Annotated in this window: 18 protein-coding genes and 2 riboswitches; of the genes, 1 reads left to right on the top strand and 17 read right to left on the bottom strand. The window is 47.2% G+C overall.

Annotation, left to right across the window (positions count from 1 at the left end; genetic code table 11):
• Positions 1–7: 7 nt before the first annotated feature.
• The 15 genes from purF to ACWJJ4_RS18530 all read right to left on the bottom strand — a co-directional run bounded on the left by purF (position 8) and on the right by ACWJJ4_RS18530 (position 14,380).
• Positions 8–1,438, bottom strand: coding sequence for an amidophosphoribosyltransferase (gene purF / locus ACWJJ4_RS18600; RefSeq protein WP_060674456.1), 1,431 nt, complete (start codon positions 1,436–1,438; stop codon positions 8–10).
• Positions 1,414–3,642 carry a phosphoribosylformylglycinamidine synthase subunit PurL gene (gene purL, locus ACWJJ4_RS18595; RefSeq protein ID WP_454021866.1) on the bottom strand — a complete coding sequence of 743 codons (2,229 nt, stop codon included), beginning with the start codon at positions 3,640–3,642 and terminating at the stop codon, positions 1,414–1,416. Before purL ends, purF begins: the two co-directional genes overlap by 25 nt.
• Positions 3,626–4,309, bottom strand: a complete 684-nt coding sequence (gene purQ, locus ACWJJ4_RS18590; RefSeq protein WP_007408898.1) for a phosphoribosylformylglycinamidine synthase subunit PurQ — start codon at positions 4,307–4,309, stop codon at positions 3,626–3,628. The genes purL and purQ overlap by 17 nt, the downstream gene beginning before the upstream one ends.
• Positions 4,306–4,560 carry a phosphoribosylformylglycinamidine synthase subunit PurS gene (gene purS, locus ACWJJ4_RS18585; RefSeq protein ID WP_003155758.1) on the bottom strand — a complete coding sequence of 85 codons (255 nt, stop codon included), beginning with the start codon at positions 4,558–4,560 and terminating at the stop codon, positions 4,306–4,308. The genes purQ and purS overlap by 4 nt, the downstream gene beginning before the upstream one ends.
• Positions 4,560–5,279, bottom strand: a complete 720-nt coding sequence (gene purC / locus ACWJJ4_RS18580; protein WP_014417101.1) for a phosphoribosylaminoimidazolesuccinocarboxamide synthase — start codon at positions 5,277–5,279, stop codon at positions 4,560–4,562. Before purC ends, purS begins: the two co-directional genes overlap by 1 nt.
• 75 nt (positions 5,280–5,354) lie before the next feature.
• Entirely contained in the window at positions 5,355–6,647 is a 1,293-nt protein-coding gene (gene purB, locus ACWJJ4_RS18575; protein WP_007408896.1) for an adenylosuccinate lyase, read from the bottom strand.
• On the bottom strand, positions 6,647–7,828 hold the full coding sequence (purK, locus tag ACWJJ4_RS18570) for a 5-(carboxyamino)imidazole ribonucleotide synthase (RefSeq protein ID WP_454021865.1): 1,182 nt from the start codon (positions 7,826–7,828) through the stop codon (positions 6,647–6,649). The genes purB and purK overlap by 1 nt, the downstream gene beginning before the upstream one ends.
• Positions 7,782–8,270: a 5-(carboxyamino)imidazole ribonucleotide mutase gene (gene purE, locus ACWJJ4_RS18565; RefSeq protein ID WP_003155768.1), complete on the bottom strand. Its 489-nt coding sequence runs from the start codon at positions 8,268–8,270 to the stop codon at positions 7,782–7,784. Before purE ends, purK begins: the two co-directional genes overlap by 47 nt.
• Before the next feature lie 132 nt (positions 8,271–8,402).
• Positions 8,403–8,504, bottom strand: a riboswitch (purine riboswitch).
• Positions 8,505–8,582: 78 nt separating this feature from the next.
• Entirely contained in the window at positions 8,583–8,780 is a 198-nt protein-coding gene (locus ACWJJ4_RS18560; protein ID WP_007609843.1) for an NETI motif-containing protein, read from the bottom strand.
• The gene (locus ACWJJ4_RS18555) at positions 8,777–9,331 is read right to left on the bottom strand and encodes a DUF2179 domain-containing protein (RefSeq protein WP_014469850.1); all 555 of its coding nucleotides are present in this window, start codon (positions 9,329–9,331) and stop codon (positions 8,777–8,779) included. Before ACWJJ4_RS18555 ends, ACWJJ4_RS18560 begins: the two co-directional genes overlap by 4 nt.
• Positions 9,332–9,449: 118 nt before the next feature.
• Complete coding sequence (locus tag ACWJJ4_RS18550; protein WP_003155777.1) at positions 9,450–9,623, bottom strand: Fur-regulated basic protein FbpA; 174 nt, start codon at positions 9,621–9,623, stop codon at positions 9,450–9,452.
• A 138-nt stretch (positions 9,624–9,761) separates the two neighbouring features.
• Complete coding sequence (locus tag ACWJJ4_RS18545) at positions 9,762–10,544, bottom strand: hypothetical protein (protein WP_014304542.1); 783 nt, start codon at positions 10,542–10,544, stop codon at positions 9,762–9,764.
• A gap of 197 nt (positions 10,545–10,741) precedes the next feature.
• On the bottom strand, positions 10,742–12,064 hold the full coding sequence (locus ACWJJ4_RS18540) for an NCS2 family permease (protein WP_003155780.1): 1,323 nt from the start codon (positions 12,062–12,064) through the stop codon (positions 10,742–10,744).
• A 133-nt stretch (positions 12,065–12,197) separates the two neighbouring features.
• A riboswitch (purine riboswitch) is annotated at positions 12,198–12,299 on the bottom strand.
• A 123-nt stretch (positions 12,300–12,422) separates the two neighbouring features.
• Positions 12,423–13,865: a DUF4179 domain-containing protein gene (locus ACWJJ4_RS18535; protein WP_454021864.1), complete on the bottom strand. Its 1,443-nt coding sequence runs from the start codon at positions 13,863–13,865 to the stop codon at positions 12,423–12,425.
• Entirely contained in the window at positions 13,847–14,380 is a 534-nt protein-coding gene (locus ACWJJ4_RS18530; protein ID WP_003155783.1) for a sigma-70 family RNA polymerase sigma factor, read from the bottom strand. Before ACWJJ4_RS18530 ends, ACWJJ4_RS18535 begins: the two co-directional genes overlap by 19 nt.
• 326 nt (positions 14,381–14,706) lie before the next feature.
• On the opposite strand from ACWJJ4_RS18530, the gene ACWJJ4_RS18525 reads away from it, so the two are divergent.
• The gene (locus ACWJJ4_RS18525; RefSeq protein WP_049628018.1) at positions 14,707–15,474 is read left to right on the top strand and encodes a GNAT family N-acetyltransferase; all 768 of its coding nucleotides are present in this window, start codon (positions 14,707–14,709) and stop codon (positions 15,472–15,474) included.
• 196 nt (positions 15,475–15,670) lie between these two features.
• Here the strand turns inward: ACWJJ4_RS18525 and guaA are convergent, their stop codons facing one another.
• Together guaA and ACWJJ4_RS18515 are read right to left on the bottom strand one after the other, a co-directional pair.
• Complete coding sequence (gene guaA, locus ACWJJ4_RS18520) at positions 15,671–17,212, bottom strand: glutamine-hydrolyzing GMP synthase (RefSeq protein WP_007408887.1); 1,542 nt, start codon at positions 17,210–17,212, stop codon at positions 15,671–15,673.
• Positions 17,213–17,375: 163 nt separating this feature from the next.
• Positions 17,376–19,583 (bottom strand): DUF4129 domain-containing transglutaminase family protein, encoded by a 2,208-nt coding sequence (locus ACWJJ4_RS18515; protein WP_146276258.1) that lies wholly within the window; start codon positions 19,581–19,583, stop codon positions 17,376–17,378.
• Positions 19,584–19,589: the final 6 nt, after the last annotated feature.

The raw sequence follows: 19,589 nt of genomic DNA, 5'->3' as shown, positions 1-19,589 counted from the left end.
TCACATTTTATTTTGTCAGCACCGCTTCTTTTACGTGAGGAAGCACTGTATCCTGATAAATTTCCGTCGGATATTTGCCCGTAAAACAAGCGAGGCATTGTCCGCAATTGGTGTCTTCAAATTTTCGGCCGACTCCTTTTAACAATCCGTCTACACTTAAGAAAGAAAGCGTGTCGGCTCCGATGATCTGACGGATTTCTTCCACGGAATGAGAAGAAGCGATCAGCTCCTCATGGGTTGATGTGTCGATGCCGTAGAAGCACGGATGAGCGATCGGCGGTGAACTGATCTTGACGTGCACCTCTGTCGCCCCCGCTTCTCTGAGCATTGTGACAATCCGGCGGCTTGTCGTCCCGCGCACGATGGAATCATCAACCATGACGACCCGTTTTCCTTCGACAACACCGCGGACGGCGGACAGCTTCATTCTGACGCCTTGCTCACGGAGAGCCTGTGACGGCTGGATAAACGTTCTGCCGACATAACGGTTTTTAATGAGACCGAGTTCGTACGGGATGCCCGTTGCCTCGGCATAGCCGATGGCCGCAGAAATACTGGAATCAGGCACGCCTGTGACGACATCCGCTTCAACCGCTGACTCCTGGGCAAGCATTTTCCCGAGGTTTTTCCGGGCGCTGTGCACGTTAATGCCGTCGATATTGCTGTCAGGTCTTGAGAAATAAATGTACTCCATGCTGCAGATGGAACGGTTGATATTCATGGAAAAGCGCTCTGATTTCATGCCTTCATCGTTGATGATCAGCATTTCGCCCGGCTCTACCTCGCGAAGGTACGTTGCGCCGACGACGTCAAATGCGCACGTTTCTGAAGCGACCACATAAGCATCGCCCATGATGCCGATTGACAGCGGTCTGAGTCCGTTCGGGTCAAGCGCTACAATCATCTCTGTTTCTGTCATGATTAAAAAGGCATAAGCGCCTTTCAGCATAGATAGCGAATTTTTGATCTGATCCTTCAGCGAAAAGTGTCCGCTGCGTTTAATCAGATGAGCCAGCACTTCCGTATCGGAGGAAGTCTGAAAAATGCTCCCTTGGTTTTCAAGCTGCTGCTTCAACTGTGTGGCGTTGACCAAGTTGCCGTTATGGGCGAGCGCGAGGCTGCCGTTGTTTTGCGAACGGAACAGGAGCGGCTGAACATTTTCATATCCGCCCCCTCCAGCCGTTGCGTAACGAACGTGCCCGATCGCGCCTTTTCCCTTTACTTTGCTGAGCTCGCCGTTTTGAAATACTTCAGTGATCAGTCCTTGGCCTTTGTGCGCCGTCAGTTTTTCACCGTCAGTCGCGACAATTCCCGCGCCTTCCTGTCCTCTGTGCTGGAGGCTGTGGAGGCCGTAATACGTAATTTGCGGGGCTTCTTCATGTCCCCAGATGCCAAACACACCGCATTCTTCATTCAGGCCTTTGATTTCAGCAAGCATGGAATAGCTCCTTTCCACGCGCGCTCAAGTTCTTTCGTTTGCGCGTGAACCAATTGTTGTCCGTCCTGATTTTGAATCGCCAGAAGTCCGTCAGCCGTTACCTCACCGATATGAACCGCATCAGCCGCAGCTGCTTCAAAGGCCGCTTGGTGTTCTTTTTTGACCGAAACGACGAAGCGGGATTGAGATTCAGAGAATAATAACGCCGCTTCCCCTGCAACAGTCACGTTGGCGCCAAGGTTTTCCGTCGTCATGACGCTTTCTGCGATCGCTACGCCTAAGCCGCCTTCTGATACGTCATGCGCGGATTGAACGAAGCCTTTTTTAATCGCGTCAAGCAATGCTTTTTGGCGTGACAGCTCTATATCAAGATCGATTTGCGGCGCTTTGCCGTAAATGCGGCCTTCTGTCATTTTTTGCAGTTCGCTTCCGGCAAACTCAGGTTTTGTTTCGCCGATCACGTATACAAGATCCCCCGCTTGTTTGAAATGCTGTGTCGTAATATGAGCGGTATCTTCAATTAAGCCGACCATGCCGATAACAGGCGTCGGGTAGATGGCCGTTCCGTTCGATTCATTATAAAGTGATACGTTTCCGCCGATGACGGGTGTGCTGAGAACATTGCACGCCTCGCTGATGCCGTCGGCCGCTTTTTCGATCTGCCAGAAAATTTCAGGTTTTTCCGGGTTTCCGAAATTCAGATTATCCGTGACCGCAAGCGGTTCGGCGCCGGAGCATACGATGTTGCGCGCCGCTTCGGCAACGGCGATTTTTCCGCCTTCTTCTGGATCAAGATATAAATAACGGGCGTTGCAATCCGTCGTCATTGCCAGCGCTTTTTTCGTGCCGCGGATTCTGAGCACTCCCGCGTCAGAGCCGGGAGCGACCACCGTATTTGTACGCACCATGTAGTCATATTGATCATACACCCACTCTTTGCTGGCGATTGTCGGCTGCTGCAGCAGGGCAAAAAGCGTCTCTGTCCCATCTTTCACTTCAGGCGCGGCAACTTCCGTTTTCTGAAACTCGCGGTAGTACGCGGGTTCTGCTGACGGTTTGTGGTATACGGGCGCTTCTTCCGCCAGTGCGTCGACCGGAAGTTCGCAAACAACCTCTCCGTTATGGCGGAGGCGGAGCATTTTATCATCCGTAACATGACCTACGGAAACCGCTTCAAGATCATATTTATCAAAAATATCGACAATTTCCTGTTCACGTCCGCGTTCAATGACGAGAAGCATGCGTTCCTGAGACTCGGAAAGCATCATTTCGTAAGCGGTCATACCCGTTTCCCGCTGCGGAATGAGATCAAGGTTCATTTCAATGCCGGAGCCGGCTTTGCTTGCCATTTCAGCACTCGAACTTGTCAGACCGGCCGCCCCCATATCCTGAATGCCGACTAAGGCGTCGCATTGGATGACTTCAAGGCATGCTTCCAGGAGAAGTTTTTCCATGAAAGGATCGCCGACCTGCACGGCAGAACGTTTTTCTTCAGATGAATCTGACATTTCTTCTGATGCGAAAGTAGCGCCGTGTATGCCGTCGCGGCCCGTTTTAGCGCCGACGTACATGACCGTGTTGCCGACACCTTTCGCCTGGCCTTTTTTAATATCTTTATGATCAATCAAGCCGACACACATTGCATTGACAAGCGGATTGCCTTCATAGCTTGCGTCAAACTGCACTTCTCCGCCGACCGTCGGGATGCCGATACAGTTTCCGTATCCCGCGATTCCCGCCACTACTTCTTCAAACAAGTACTTCACACGAGGTGAAGTGAGTTCACCAAATCGAAGAGAGTTTAATACAGCTATCGGACGGGCGCCCATTGAGAAAACGTCACGGATGATACCGCCCACTCCGGTCGCAGCACCCTGGTATGGCTCAAGCGCTGACGGATGGTTATGCGATTCAATTTTGAACACGACCGCCTGATTGTCACCGATGTCAACGATTCCCGCGCCTTCTCCGGGACCCTGCAGCACGCGTTCGCCGCTAGTCGGGAATTTGCGTAAAACCGGTTTTGAGTTTTTATAGCTGCAGTGCTCTGACCACATCACGGAAAAAATCCCGATTTCCGTGTAGTTCGGCAATCTTCCGATAATAGATTCAATGAGTGCGAACTCGTCATCACTGACACCCATTTGCTGATAGAGTTTCTCTTCTTTTATTTGTTCTTTACTTGGTTCAAGCAGTAGCGACATGAGTTTCCCTCCAATTTTTCACGATAGACCGGAACAATGTAAGACCGTCTGCGCTGCCGAGCAGTTCATCGACTGCGCGCTCAGGGTGAGGCATCATGCCTAATACGTTGCCTTTCTCATTCACGACGCCGGCAATGCCGCTGACGCTTCCGTTAATATCGCCGCCGTATGTGAAGGCGATTTGATTGTTTTCTTTTAATCTTTCAAGCGTTTCGTCATCACAGTAGAAATTGCCTTCGCCGTGGGCAACCGGAATCGTAATCGATTGTCCCTTTTCATAGGAAGATGTGAATAACGTACCGCCGTTCTGCACGATTAATTCAACCGGGCGGCAGATGAACTTTAAATCTTTGTTGCGTCTCATGGCGCCGGGCAGAAGTCCGAGCTCCTGCAGAATCTGGAATCCGTTGCAGACGCCGAGAACCGGTTTTCCTTCGGCAGCCGCTTTTTTCACGGCCGGCATGATGTTTGCGAATCTGGCGATGGCGCCGCATCTCAAGTAGTCGCCGTATGAAAACCCGCCGGGGATGAGTACGCCGTCAAATCCGTCAAGGCTTGTTTCCTCGTGCCAGACATACTCGACTTCTTCGCCGAGTTCGTCCTTTACGGCGTGGAACATATCAATATCACAGTTGGAGCCGGGTAACACAATCACCGCAAATTTCACTGTGCGACAACCTCCTCAACTTCATATCGGTAGTCTTCAATGACTGTATTGGCAAGGAGCTTTTCACACATTTCTTTCACGAGCGCGTCAAGATCGCGGTCAGATTTTTCGATCGTCAGCTCCATGTATTTTCCGATGCGCACATCCTGCACTTCATTGTAGGTCATGCTGTGCAATGCATGCTGCACCGCGCTTCCTTGAGGATCGAGCACACTTTCTTTTAAGCTGACATAAACTTTCACTTTATACATTATGAAATGCCTCCCAGTCTTTTGAAAATCTCTTCATATGCGTCGGTTAAGCTTCCCAGGTTCCGTCTGAACAAATCTTTATCGAGCTTTTCGTTTGTGTCTTTGTCCCACAGACGGCACGTGTCAGGAGAAATTTCATCCGCTAAAAGCACCCGTCCCTCTGCGTCTAAGCCGAATTCCAGCTTAAAATCTATTAATCTGACGCCGCAGTCTTCAAAAATATGCTGCAGCTCTTGGTTCACCTGGTTTGTAATCGATTTGATCGTTTTGACCTGCTCAGGAGCCGCTGCTTTTAAGAGCCAGATATGATCTTCAGTGATGAGCGGATCACCCAGTGCGTCATCCTTGTAGTAAAATTCGATAATCGGCTGCGGGAGCTCTGTTCCTTCCGGGATGCCGAGACGTTTCGACATGCTTCCGGCGGCAATGTTTCTGACCACGACTTCAAGCGGAATGATGCTCACTTTTTTGATGAGCTGCTCTGATTCTGAAACACGCTCCACAAAGTGGTTGTCAATTCCTTTGGCGTGCAGATGTTTGAAAATCAGGCTTGAAATTTCATTGTTCAGACGGCCCTTTCCGCTGATCTCCGCTTTTTTCTCACCGTTAAAGGCTGTTGCGGAATCCTTGTAGACCACGCGGAGAATCTGTTCGTCTTCAGTTTGATAAATTCGTTTCGCTTTTCCTTCATAAAGAAGATTATTGTTCACAATATTCACGGAAGGCCTCCTAACCCGAATGTTGGGAATATTCAATCTAAGGCGGCTGAAGAAGCCGCCTCCAGCTGGCTTCTTCTATAAACCTAAACGCTCAAAGATCAAGTCGACGTTTTTCAGATGATAATTGTAGTCAAAGCAATCGGCAATCTGTTCCGGTGTGAGGCGGGACGTGATTTTTTCCTCCGCTTCGACAAGCTGGCGGAACGGCACTTGTTTTTCCCAAGCTTCCATCGCTTTCGGCTGAACCGTGTCATATGCTTCTTCACGAGGCAGACCCGTGTCGATTAAAGCGAGCAGCACGCGCTGAGAATAGATTAAACCGAGTGTGCGGTCCATGTTGCGTTTCATATTTTCCGGGAATACCGTTAAGTTTTTGACGATATTGCTGAATCGGTTCAGCATGTAATTCAGCGCGATTGTCGCGTCAGGAAGAATGATGCGTTCAGCTGATGAATGAGAAATATCACGCTCATGCCATAACGGTACATTTTCGTATGCCGTCAGCATGTACCCGCGGATCACGCGCGCCATGCCCGTCATATTTTCCGACCCGATCGGATTCCGTTTATGAGGCATAGCCGATGAGCCTTTTTGTCCTTTTGCAAAAAACTCTTCCACTTCACGTGTTTCACTCTTTTGCAGACCGCGGATTTCCACTGCGAATTTTTCAATGCTCGTCGCGATCAAAGCCAGTGCCGCCATGTAATCCGCATGACGGTCGCGCTGTAATGTCTGAGTGGAAATCGGCGCCGCTTTCAGGCCGAGTTTTTCGCAGACATACTGCTCTACGAACGGATCAATATTTGCATATGTGCCGACCGCGCCGGAAAGCTTCCCGACTTCGATCCCTTCTTTTGCCTGCTTGAAACGTTCAAGGTTGCGTTTCATTTCTTCGTGCCAAAGCGCGAGTTTCAGGCCGAATGTCGTCGGTTCCGCGTGTACGCCGTGCGTGCGGCCCATCATGACCGTGTATTTATGTTCTTTCGCTTTTTCTTTTATAATGTCAACAAATCTCTCAATGTCCTTGAGCAAGATCTCATTCGCCTGTTTTAATAGATAGGAAAGAGCGGTATCCACGACATCTGTTGACGTCAGGCCGTAGTGGACCCATTTTCTTTCTTCGCCTAATGATTCTGAAACCGCGCGGGTAAATGCAACGACGTCATGGCGCGTATCCTGCTCGATTTCCAAAATGCGGTTGATGTCAAAAGACGCGTTTTCGCGCATGACCTTGACGTCTTCTTTCGGAATGACGCCAAGCTCAGCCCAGGCTTCACAGGCTAAAATCTCGACTTCCAGCCATGCCTGGTATCTGTTTTCGTCCGTCCAGATCGCGGACATTTCAGGTCTTGAATAACGTTCGATCATTATGCTCGTCCTCCGTCTCTTTTCATCCATATGTTCGTGATGTCCTGAATCCATGTTTCATCAGGCTTCCGCAAAAATGTCATATGCCCCATTTTGCGGCCTTTTTTAATCTCATGTTTTCCGTACAGGTACAGTTTGGCTTCTTTTAAAAGCTCCGTATGCTCCTCCGCAAGCTTCACTTCATCACCGAGCAGATTCACCATCATCCCCGGTTTGAGAAGATCGGTTCTGCCGAGAGGAAGTCCGCAGACTGCTCTGATGTGCTGTTCGAACTGGCTCGTTTCACAAAGGTCGAGCGTATAATGCCCGGAGTTGTGAGGACGCGGCGCCAGTTCATTGATCAAAAGGTTTCCGTCTTCTGTGACGAACATTTCCACCGCAAGCGGCCCGACAAGCTCCAATTTCTCCGCGAGCTGAACGGCAAGCGCCTCTGCCCGCTTTTGAACCGTTTCCTCCGCTCTCGCGGGCACGATGCTTTGGAACAGAATATTATTTTTATGGATATTTTCAGCAGCCGGAAAGGTTGAAATCTCACCGTGAGCCGATCTCGTCACGATAACGGAAAGCTCCATCCGGAATGATACCCAGCTTTCCAGTATGCACGTGCCGTTTTCTAGCAGCGCGGCCGCTTCATCTGTCTGTCCTTCTTCCTTAATGACAAATTGGCCTTTGCCGTCATATCCGCCGCGGCATGTTTTCAGCACCGCCGGGAGCCCCAGTGCCTGAACAGCTTCCTCAAGCTCCCGTCCGCTGTTTACGATCCGATAAGGAGCGACTTGACAGCCTGCTGACTGGATCGCCTTTTTTTCCGTTTCCCTGTTTTGGGTGATAAGCAGCAGCTCGCTTCCCTGGGGAAGATATGCATGTTCTTTGAGCCAGTTGAGCGCCTCGTAATCGATATTTTCAAATTCGTACGTAATGATGTCACTGACTCCGGCCAATTTTTGAATCGCTTCACGGTCATTATACTGGGCGGTAATCTCAATATCGGCGATCTGTCCGCATGGCGAGTCTTTCACGGGATCGACGACTGCGACTTTATAGCCCATCTGTTTTGCGGCGACAGCCATCATTTTTCCGAGCTGTCCGCCTCCGATAATGCCGATGACGGCGCCGGGATAAATCGTTTTTTTATCAGACAAGCTGATCACTGCTTTCCAGCACCGTTTGTTTTGTCGCATTTCTTCTCGCCTCTAGTTTATCCGCAATGTCACCGTCAAATGCCGACAAAATCTGCGCGGCTAACAGACCCGCGTTCACTGCGCCCGCTTTTCCGATCGCCGTCGTCGCGACCGGCACGCCGCCGGGCATCTGTACGATAGACAGAAGAGAATCAAGCCCGTTAAGCGATTTTGTCTGAACCGGTACGCCGATCACCGGCAGCGTCGTTTTGGCCGCCGTCATCCCCGGCAAATGCGCCGCTCCACCAGCTCCGGCAATAATGACTTTTAAGCCTCTGTCTCTGGCGCTTTCTGCATATTCAAACATCAAATCAGGCGTCCGGTGCGCGGATACTACCTGTTTTTCATAAGGAATGTGAAGTTCGTCAAGTATGTCGCATGCATGTTTCATTGTCTCCCAATCGGAGGTGCTTCCCATGATGATTCCTGCTAGCGGCTGCATTCTGTTCCCACCTTCTCATGCTTTGTTTTTCAGAAAAAAAAGCCCGGCTTATATTGCAACTATGAGGAAGCAATACAAACCGGGCATGGCGCGCGTATCGTCAGTCGTTCGCTTCTGCGATATCCATGTCAGCTGTTTATCACTTTCCTGCATAGTCCGGCCGTTTACGGCAGCCGGGTAGAAACTTATGGGCCATATTCCCAAGATTATATGAGGTCGTGTTTTGATTTCATGTTTATCTTAACAACGGACTTGGATAATGTCAACGACATTATCGAACGATATAAAAATTCTTTCTTTTAATGTTCGTGTTTAGATCAATTTCCCTTCAAATACGATTTTTTTCCCGCAAGGAACGACTTGAATTGATCCATTTTCTTTCTTTTCTGTAAAGATCGGCTCTTCCATCCGCCGGACGGGCATATAACCCTCTTCCTTCATTAAAGTGAGAATGGTGTCAATCGTTTCATCTTCCGTTACTTCAAACCGTTTCTTTTTTGGCTTTGTCATTCCTTAATTCTCCTCTTCTTCACTGCTTTCACCCAGAATCCGCCGTGGATCGTTTTCGGCTCAAAGGCGATGATAAACGCTTTTTCATCAAGCGTTTTAATCGTATCATAAAGCTGAAGCTCATATTTGCGCGGCGTCAGAATCTGCATGGCGGTCCGGTCTCCTTCAAGTCCGCCCGCAACCCAGCTTGTAACACCGTATCCTTTTTCCCGGAGCTGTTTCGGCAGGTCCAGATCAAGCTCTTTCGTAATGACGTTGACTGTTATGTAGCCGAGCGCCAGTTTTTCTTCAATTTTCATTCCCACTATGACGCCGAGGCCGTAGCCGAGCGCATAGGCAATGACGTTTTGAATTTGATTCAGATTGCCGAGAACGAGACTCAGGCCGGTCACATACACAAGGATTTCAATCGTACTGATGCCTGCGGCGAAATAGCGCTGTCCCTTTAATGTCAGAATCATCCTGATCGTAAAGAAAGAGACATATATAATGTTAATGATGAGAATAATGAGAACCATACCTATACTGTTGGATAAAATTGTCTGCATCACTGATTCCCCTCCTCTGACTTTGAAAAGCCAATCTTTCAATTAAGGATAGTTTACCCTCTTTTCATCATTTTCAAAAGAAAAAAAAGCCCGCCCCGCAAGGCAGACTTTCAAGCTCTTATCAGTGAAGCTCGGCTTTTTTCAATCGTTTGACGGCTTCATATTCCTTCTCAAGTTCACTCAGCGTGTATCCGGACAGTTCCTGAACATGGTCTTGATAAAACCCAGAGCGGATCAGTTTTGTCCTCAGGTGCTGTTTTTTCCGATTAATGGCTTCTCGCAACAACGGGGCCATCTTCATCATCCCTTTCCGAATCATAAAGAGTAGTGCCGCTTTCGAATTGCTGTTGCTCTCATCATATCTCGGCCGGGTCCTCAAAACAACACGCTTTATTAGAAAAATTTGTAAACATTGTGAAAGACAAATTTCGACTTATAAAGGGATCAGCGAAGCAGTAAAGTACTCGGAAATGAGCGGCCATGTCACAGCCGTAAAAACGAGCATGATGATGACCGCCGCGGAAATACAGTACATCACGTCAGCCGCAGGCTTTTCAGCCGATTTGTATAGAATCTGCACAAACTGCACCATCGCCGAGGCGGCCAGAAACAAGGTCAGCGCCGTAAACACCACGGTGATGACCGGCAGATTCAATATCGCGAAAATCATCCACACGATAGAGCAGGCGACAGCCGGAACCAAAAGCGATCCGACCCCCGCGGCCGCATCCCGCATCGTAATTTTCTGCTTCATCATATAACGTGATACAAGCCAGACCGCGCCCGCCGCAGCGGCAAAAAAGACGAGCGTGTACACGAGAACGACGGTAAAGCCGTCAAAAAACGTATGATGCCGCTCCCCGTATCCGAGAGGCCTTTGCTGGCTTGCCCTCAGCTGAAACCAATTTCCGATTGAGAAAAAGATACTGAATACAAGCATTGAAATAAGAGCATATTTAAAGCGGGAAAAGCCGTCTTCCCCAACGACCTTCACCGGTGAAGTCAAAATGCGCAGCGCGAAACGGCAATAACGTTTGACCGCGGCCCATGCAGAAGCGAGTTTTTCTGTAAAAGCCGGAGCCGGGCGCCGTTCCTTTTCTTTTTTCTTTTGCTTTTGATAACGTCCCGCATTTCTGGACATTCTCGACAGCGGTTCTTCATCAGTTCCCTGATGCTGTTTTTCTTCTTCCAACGTTTCTTTTCTTTCTTCCGTCATGTCAGCAACTCCTATCAAAAAAATACGGCGGAATTTGTTTAGCAAGAAAATAAAACACTTATATAAGGTACCGAAGCGGCCTTAAACAGTCAAGCGGTTTTCTTCACCCGGACACCCACATGACGTTTTATAGTATGTATTGGTTTTACGGAATAGGACAAAAACAAAAAACCGGCTGTCCTCAGCCGGTTTTTCCGTTATTTCAAGAAGATGAAATACAGGATAAAGATGACGAACAGCCCGTACATAATCGGGTGAACGCTTTTTCCTTTTCCTTTGCAGATCATTGTAATCGGGTAGAAAATAAAACCGATCGCAATCCCCGTCGCAATACTGTACGTCAGCGGCATCATAATCATCGTTAAAAATGCCGGAACAGCCACCTCGAATTTATCCCAGGCGATCTTACCGAGCGGCGCCACCATCAGCGCGCCGACGATAATTAAAGCCGGAGCCGTCACATTCGTGGTGACAACTGACAGAAGCGGCGAGAAAAACATCGCCAGCAAAAAGAGAATGCCCGTCACAACAGCCGCAAAGCCGGAGCGCGCCCCCGCCGCAACGCCTGAGCTGGATTCAACATAAGAAGTCGTTGTAGACGTACCGAGCACGGCTCCGATAACGATTGATGTTGAATCTGCCAGAAGCGCTCTTCCCGCGCGCGGAAGTTTGTTTTCCTTCATCAGTCCGGCCTGTGTCGCTACAGCTACCAGCGTACCGGCCGTATCGAAAAATCCGACGAACAGGAAAGTTAAAATGACAATCAGCATTTGTACGGAGAAGATATCCGGAAGGTGCATCCACGCCTGTCCGAAAGTCGGCGCCAGACTCGGCACGCTGCCGACAATGTGTGTCGGAACCGGAATCAGCCCGCAGATCATACCGGCAACCGCCGTCAGAAGCATTCCGATAAACACGCCGCCGTTTACGCGAAGCACCATCAGAATGACCGTCACAATAACACCGAAAACCGTCAGCAGCACAGGGCCGCTGTGAATATTGCCGATAGACACCAAAGTCGATGAGTTCGCTTCAATAATGCCCGAACCCTGCAAACCGACAAATGTGATAAACAAACCGATACCCGCGCCGACCGCCAATTTCAGCTCAGGCGGAATCGCATTAATGATTTTTTCCCGCAATCCCGTCAGTGAAAGCGCCACGAAGATAATTCCGGAAATCAAGACGCCGGAAAGCGCAGCCTGCCATGAAATCCCCATGCCGAGTACGACAGAGAAAGCAAAAAACGCATTTAATCCCATACCCGGCGCAATCGCGATCGGATACTTTGCAATGAGCCCCATTAAAATACAGCCGGCCGCAGATGCCAAGGCTGTAGCGGTGAACACCGCGCCCTGGTCAATTTTTAATGCTTCTGGAAATCCTTTCACACCGTTTAAAGACAATGTCAGCGGATTGACGAACAGAATGTACGCCATTGACAAAAAGGTCGTTAAACCGCCGATGATTTCATTACGATAGCTTGTCCCCAGCTCATCAAACTGAAAAAATTGCTTCAAGCCAATTGCCTCCTTCATTCTCTCCCATTTATTCTGCCCGTTATCCGCCAAATAAAAAACGCCCCAAATAACATTTTGGGACGCTTGACTACATACGTTCAGTCTGAATAAATAAGAATGGATTATTTATATCAAACGATTGAGATTGATCCGTAGTCAAGCCATTTACGGTAGCTTGGTAGAAACTTGCGGGCCATATTCCCGCCATTATACGATATCTGCATATTTGATTTCTGAGTCTATTGTATCAATTCAATTTTGAAAACTCAATAAAAAAAACGAACAATCCCGTTAAAAAAATTTGGTTTATTCGTTAATTGACCAAAAATGGAAGACGGCAAAAGCCGCCTTCCCGACATTATTTTCCGTCCGCAGGCCGAACCGGCACCGCGAATGTAATCCCCTTGTCATCCGCCAGCAAGTTCATAACCGTTTGATTGACGTACAAAGCATATGAATCGAATGAGAAATCGCGCAATGAATAGTCTTTATCGGATGAATCATCCAATTCAAAAACGGATTCCATTTCACCCGTTTTAAGATTCGTGACTTTCGCCTTATTCCCTTTCAGATAATAGCCTTTTTCATACTCATTAAGCGATGGCCAAGTTTTCATTTTTTTCGTATTGCCGAGACCGATTGATTCACCGACATTCATCAGCTGATCTTCATCCGCCTTGCTTACATCAATTCCGCTGAATTGATAATCGACAATTACCCGTCTGTCTTGCTGTTTGATCTTTTTGATGGTAATGCCGACATGATGATGTTTCGTTTTATAACTGACGGGCAGTTTTGTTTTCAGAGGCACGATTTCTCCCGGCTCTGATTCTGTTTTTATATCGCCCGTTATGAAAAGTGTTTTCGCTTTCGGGTCTATCGGTTTGCTGAATTGAGTTTGGCCGCGTATTCTTTTCCCACCGCCAGGAAGATTCTTCCTGCCGCCAAGTTCAATATTCGACATCGTCATTTCATAATGGTTTCCAGCATCATCCGTTGCTTCGTAAATCGAGATGGCATCATTTTTGGCTGCATCATAGAAGTCGATAGAATACAGGAGGGCCGATCCCATCGTTCCGTTTTCCGCCCGGATATCGAAAAAGCGGTATAATCCGTGATTTACATTCACAGCTTTCGTTCCTTCAAGAGAAACGGACTTTTGTTTTTTAATAGGGAGTGTAAAGCGCCAGTTTCCGGGGATATCCTTGATTTGTGTAATGACAAGCGGAAGCTTATCACCGTCTTTCAGCTTTGAGCCGTCCATGAACAGGCGAAGCTGCCCCGCGTACCGCCCGTCTTTCATTTTTTTCATATCACTGCTGTCATAATCCTCTGCTAACATATTCCGTGGATCTTTATAATCGACTTGAAAAGAGATGCTCTCCTCATCTGATTTCAAATTATCAACGATAAAGTTATAAACGAGCTGTCCGCTGTCGTAATACACACTTTTCACTGTCACCGTGATTCCGCGTGATTCCGCTTTTTCGTTCAGTTTTGTCACCAAATTGCTTTTAAACAGCGCAGAACCTGCCTTATCCTGAAACAGACTGTAAATTTGTCCGGCAACAGGAATGTTTCCCATAGCCGTGTTAACGGAGGGCATGAATAAGCCTGAGGACAGATACAGAATAAACAAAGCAGCAGCAACCGCGAGGCCGTTTATCACTTTTCGTCCCCATCTCCGTCTGACGGCGCCTTCTTTTCCGGCACGGACAGCAGCGCTGTGTATCACGTTTTTCAATTCAGCTTTCGGCACGTCAATGTCCTGATACAATTGCTTCATTTGATGCTTTTCCATATGTGTTTATCCTCCTTTTCCAGCTCCTGCTTCAATGCTTTTCTCGCCCTGTGCAGATGCGTTTTCACAGTGCCTTCCGCCATACCGGTCTGTTCAGCGATCATACCAATCGAGAAATCTTGAAAATAATAAAGCTGAATGGTCAGCTGTATATGTTCATCAAGCGTTTCCAGAGCATTCCGAAGATCTATGTATTCTTCAATGTTCTTATTCTCCGCGCGCGTATCGTGCTGCGGCTCAAACGGAATGACGTCTCCGTGCTTTTTCCTCATCGCAAAAATCGTATGAAGCAGAATCCGGATCAGCCACGTTTTAAAATATTTCGGCTCCTTCAGCTGTGCGATATGAAGAAAAGCCTTGTAAGCCGTTTCCTGAACAGCGTCCAGTGTATCTTCCTTGTGATGCAAATAAAGATAAGCTGTTTTATATAAAGTCTCCTGATGGGTTGTGATCAGTTTTTCAAAGGCTGCGGCATCACCTTTTTTCGCCTTTTTGATCAATCGTTCTTCCTTCACCTTATCCACCTCCTATGCTGTTAGATATGAATCGGGGCAAAACGGTTTCAAAAAGATGAAAAAAAACGCCTCTTTTTTAAAAGAGACGTTTTTTATCTTCATTTATTCCCACTCAATGGTATCTAAACATTATAAGAATTAATTTATTGAATATCAAGCCTTTTGGGGTTTGCAGTTCCTTCATTTAGAAGTTACCATAAAAATATTGCCCCCCGTGTTCTGAATATTATGGGAGGGGGGAAATACTGTGAACACTGTATTTTTAGTGTTTTAGTTGACCTTATAATAAAAAAAGCGCACTAAATCAAATTGAAAGGTGCAAAAACATGATTACAAATCAACAATTAGTCATAAACAATTTGGAAGAAAAATTAAAATCATTTACTCATACAGTTAGCGGAGAGCTTACAAAGGAAGAAGATTTCATCATAGCAAATACAAAAATTCCTACTGATACATTCAATGTAATATTGCCGAAATCTCCAAATATCAAAAATACAGTTAAGATCAGACATGGAATCGATAATTTTTCATATAAAAAATATCCCTTTAGTATTTGGATTGATGCTCAGTATTTAACTGAGGATTGGACTAAACTTATACAAGAATATGATCTAAAAGAAGCGGAACGTAATGTAATGATGAAACTTGAAAATACTCTTAATGCCGGGCAAAGAATTTCCCATCAACTTATGATTACTGCTGTGAAAAATGATGAAGAACTTTTAAAATATATAGACGTATTCATGAGCTTATTTGAGGGAACACCAGAAAAAGATGCATTAGAAAGTTATTTTAATAGGTTTTCACAAGTAAAATTAGGTTCAGAAGTTCAAATGTTTATTGGATGCATAGATGAAATGCCTGTAACTACTGGTTTATTAATAGAAACCAAAGATAGCTATGGTATTTATGATGTGATGACAAAAGAAACATTTAGAGGTAAAGGAATTGGCAGTGAAATGTTTCAATTTCTTCTAAATCAAACAAAGGATAAACAAAAACCAGTGGTATTACAGGCTTCAGATGATGGAAAAAATATCTATAAGCGATTTGGATTTACAGATGTCGGTGAAATGGTTGTATTTGAATAAGGAGGTTCCTTTAATTTGCTTAATTTGAACAAACCTTATTCTAAAACAACATTAATTATTATCTCATTAAGGAATACTTGTTCCAAGAGAGTTTTTAAAATTCACGGTTCAATTAATAATATTGGATCAATTGTTGCTATAAAAGAAAAAAAGAGCTTAGAACCCTTATAAACCAAGGATTCTAAGCTTCTTTTGACTATTCCCACTCAATCGTTGCAGGCGGCTTGCTCGTAATGTCATACACGACGCGGTTGATGTGTTTCACTTCGTTGACGATCCGTGTAGAAATCACTTCAAGCACATCCCAAGGGATACGCGCCCAGTCAGATGTCATGCCGTCAATTGATGTTACGGCACGGATACCGATTGTGTAATCATACGTTCTCGCATCTCCCATGACGCCGACGCTGCGGATGTCAGGAAGAACCGTGAAGTACTGCCAGATGTCGCGCTCAAGGCCGTGATTCGCCACTTCTTCACGCAGAATCGCGTCTGATTCACGAACGATTTCAAGTTTTTCTTCCGTTACTTCGCCGAGTACGCGGATGCCAAGTCCAGGGCCCGGGAACGGCTGACGCCATACGATATCATCCGGAAGGCCGAGCTCTGTGCCAAGCGCGCGCACTTCGTCTTTGAAAAGGGTGTTCAGCGGCTCGATCAGTTCAAACTGCATATCTTCAGGAAGTCCGCCGACATTGTGATGCGATTTGATCGTTTGCGCCGTTGCAGTACCGCTCTCGATAATATCCGTGTAAAGCGTTCCTTGCGCAAGATAATCGATGCCTTTCAGCTTGTCCGCTTCATCATCAAATACGTAAATGAATTCGTTGCCGATGATTTTGCGTTTTTGCTCAGGATCAGAAACACCTTTCAGCTTGTTTAAGAATCTGTCTTTCGCATCAACTTTAATGACATTCATATTAAAGCCTTCGCTGAACGTTTTCATGACGCCTTCCGCTTCGCCTTTACGGAGCAGGCCGTGATCGACGAAAATACAAGTCAGCTGGTCGCCGATCGCTTTATGAATTAAAGCAGCCACAACAGAGGAATCAACACCGCCGCTTAGCGCGCAAAGAACCTGTTTGTCTCCGACTGTTTCACGGATTTTTTGCATTTCGATTTCGATAAAGTTTTCCATTGACCATTTGCCTTCACAATCGCAAACGCCGAATACAAAGTTTTTCAGAAGATCATTGCCGTATTCAGAGTGGCGCACTTCCGGGTGGAACTGAACGCCGTACCAATTCTTGTCCGCTTTGCTCATCGCTGAATTCGGGCAGTGATGGCTTGTTGCGTCAACAGTGAAGCCCTCTGGAACTTCTACAACCAAATCGCCGTGGCTCATCCAGACAACTTGTTCTTCCGGAAGATCTTTAAACAAGTCAGGAGTTCCTTGAATCTGAATGTTGGCTTTTCCGTATTCGCGCTGGCTTGCCGCCTCGACTTTTCCTCCGAGATAATGAGTCATCAGCTGCATGCCGTAGCAGATGCCTAATACAGGAATATCGAGTTCAAAGATTTTTTCGTCACAGCGGAAAGATCCTTCATCATATACACTGTTCGGTCCGCCTGAAAGGATAATTCCTTTTGGATTCATTTCTTTGATTTCCTCAGCTGTCAACGTATGGGGGTGCAGCTCGCTATATACGCCAAATTCACGGATCCGGCGGGTAATCAGCTGGTTATACTGACTGCCGAAATCAAGAACAAGAATCATTTCATTCACTAACTTCGTCATGGTTGTCACCTAATCTCCTCTAAGTTTTTGACACAGAAAAAACGGAGGACAAACGTTCAGCCCTCTGTCGCGCAAGACTTGTCCGGAAGCCCGGCTTTTTAACGCTCCCGGGCTCCCATTTAACATTCATTTATTCTAACAACAGGACGATATGCGGTCAAGACTATCTTGTTTTAATTATATTTTCCCACAACTGTCCCGATTCATTCCAAAGCTTTGCGGCATTATCCCTGCGGTATAAGGCCCGCTCATAGCGCAGCGTCAGCTCGGACATGTCGTTTGTATGGTACGCCTCGTCAATCCTCGCGGCAAAATCGCGGAGTGTTTCTCCGTCTCCCCTGCTGAAACCTTTTCGTTTCAGCTGACGGAGCAGCGCGGCATATGCGTCGAAAAAGACGTCTTCATCCGTTCGCCGCTTCAATCTGGCTGCTGTAACGTGCGGAATCCAGCGCGCCCGGAACAGCCAGGCGAGTGCCGCCGCGGCTGAAATTACGATGACGATGGCTGCATACGGCCACAGGTGTGCCGCGGTTTTGTTGCGGATCACAGGCTGCGGTGCCGCGCTGTGATCCCGCTTTTTCGGTGTTTCTTCTTTTTCCGGCTTTGTTTCCTGACGCTGCTTGTCAGACGGTGAATCCGAATTCCCCGCTGAGCCTCCGCTGTCTTTTGCCGCGGTATGATTTTGCTCTGACGTAAACTCCGTCGGATTGGTGAAGCCTTTTGTCGGCTCAAACGTCACCCAGCCCTGATCGGGAAAATACACTTCTACCCACGAATGGGCGTTGTTGTTTGTGACTTCATAAATGTGGCCGTTATGGTCGCCTGCCCCTTTATATTCGCCGGATGTATAGCCCTTCACCCAACGGGCGGGAATTCCCGCAGAGCGGAGCAGCACGGCCATTGCCGATGAAAAGTTATCACAATATCCTCTTTTCGTTTCGAACAGAAATTGATCGACATAATCCTGATTGTGCTCCGGAACCGCGACATCCTGTGTATTATACGAAAATGCGGAAGATCCGAGATAATCCTCGATCGCCTTCGCTTTATCGAACATATTATAATGATCCCGCGTCAGTCTGTCCGCAAGCTGTCTCACTCTTCCCGGAAGGCTGTCGGGGACTTGTAAATACCGGTCATTGAATTGATTCTGCTCACGGTATCGTTTCACTTTCACTTTTCTGAGATCATTCAGCTTAAAGACGGGCGCCTGAAAAGTCACCGTGTACCGTCCCATATTGCGGATGTTGCCCACTTGTTCACTGACCGGCGTAATTTGCTCGGTGTTTCCGTTCATTTCAAGCTGAATCGAGTGCTTCGGTTTAATATTGGAGACGCCGATCGGATACATGACGTGATTATAGAGATAATTCTCATCAATGGACACCTGTGCCGTATACCGTCTCGTCTGCACACTCCGGTCAAACCATACATCTTCCACATTGCCGCCGTTCAGTTTATAGGACATGCCCTGATCGGTCTCCACCCAGCCTTTTCCGGTGTATGTATCTTTCGTTTCCACCCGGAAGTACGCCCGTTCTTTTCCCTTCCATGTAAAAACCGGCGTATCATCCTCCTGAAAAGGGCCGCCCAATGTTTCATCATGATTGCCGTAGCCGATTTTGCTTTCGGCGGCGGGCACTTCTTTGTGGTTTGTTATTTTTTTTAGAAACGGCACGGGATCCGGCCAGTTCGGGTCTGATTTCGGAGCCGCCAGACCGAACACGACGGAAGCGCAGATAAACAGCATCAGCGGCAGAAACCATTTGAGTATCAATCTTTTTTTAAACGCTATGTGTTCCGTAAGCCTGATGCGCTCCATATACAAAAGCCCCATCATCAAAAAGCCGATAAAGACGATCCGGATGACGGCGTACGCGGCATCATAAGGAGTAAACGTATCAAGCACGGTGATATAAGCCACCGTCATGATAAAAAAGAATAATATTTTCCGCTGATAGATCACCCAGTAATGCAGCAAATACACGAGCAGCCATAAAAGCACAAAAAACAGCAACGTGCGGAATGACGGATTCATATCATTCCATCTTCCGGTCCCGATGTGGCGGGCATTTTGCATCACGTCCCGCAAAAAAGAAACGAGCCATTCCGGCTGAAAAATAGAACCTTTATAAAACAGGATGTGAATACTGATCAACGTAAACAGAATGCAGGACGGCACGGTGACGTACCACCTCATCCGGAAGAATGACAGCAGAAATGCCAAACCGATAAAAACGATGAAAAAACCGGTATGTTTTGTATCCGTAAAATTGTGCAGCGGCCTGAGCCATTCCCATAACAATAAAAAAGCGAGAAAATAAAACAGCAGCAGACTCAGCCTGCTTCCCTGGTTCTCGTCATGCGGCATGGCGCG

The organism is Bacillus sp. JK62, from assembly GCF_053663455.1.
Note: the sequence above shows the minus strand (reverse complement) of the source record. Positions and strands in the feature narration are given on the sequence as shown.

Bases quoted from the DNA above. Each gene is read 5' to 3' on its own strand.
- guaA (WP_007408887.1), bottom strand. From the start codon at position 17,212: ATGACGAAGTTAGTGAATGAAATGATTCTTGTTCTTGATTTCGGCAGT.
- purK (WP_454021865.1), bottom strand. From the start codon at position 7,828: ATGCGACAAAACAAACGGTGCTGGAAAGCAGTGATCAGCTTGTCTGAT.
- ACWJJ4_RS18545 (WP_014304542.1), bottom strand. From the start codon at position 10,544: ATGACGGAAGAAAGAAAAGAAACGTTGGAAGAAGAAAAACAGCATCAG.
- ACWJJ4_RS18560 (WP_007609843.1), bottom strand. From the start codon at position 8,780: ATGACAAAGCCAAAAAAGAAACGGTTTGAAGTAACGGAAGATGAAACG.
- ACWJJ4_RS18515 (WP_146276258.1), bottom strand. From the start codon at position 19,583: ATGCCGCATGACGAGAACCAGGGAAGCAGGCTGAGTCTGCTGCTGTTT.
- purS (WP_003155758.1), bottom strand. From the start codon at position 4,560: ATGTATAAAGTGAAAGTTTATGTCAGCTTAAAAGAAAGTGTGCTCGAT.
- purL (WP_454021866.1), bottom strand. From the start codon at position 3,642: ATGTCGCTACTGCTTGAACCAAGTAAAGAACAAATAAAAGAAGAGAAA.
- ACWJJ4_RS18550 (WP_003155777.1), bottom strand. From the start codon at position 9,623: ATGGCCCCGTTGTTGCGAGAAGCCATTAATCGGAAAAAACAGCACCTG.
- ACWJJ4_RS18525 (WP_049628018.1), top strand. From the start codon at position 14,707: ATGATTACAAATCAACAATTAGTCATAAACAATTTGGAAGAAAAATTA.
- purB (WP_007408896.1), bottom strand. From the start codon at position 6,647: ATGATCGAACGTTATTCAAGACCTGAAATGTCCGCGATCTGGACGGAC.
- purE (WP_003155768.1), bottom strand. From the start codon at position 8,270: ATGCAGCCGCTAGCAGGAATCATCATGGGAAGCACCTCCGATTGGGAG.
- purF (WP_060674456.1), bottom strand. From the start codon at position 1,438: ATGCTTGCTGAAATCAAAGGCCTGAATGAAGAATGCGGTGTGTTTGGC.
- ACWJJ4_RS18535 (WP_454021864.1), bottom strand. From the start codon at position 13,865: ATGGAAAAGCATCAAATGAAGCAATTGTATCAGGACATTGACGTGCCG.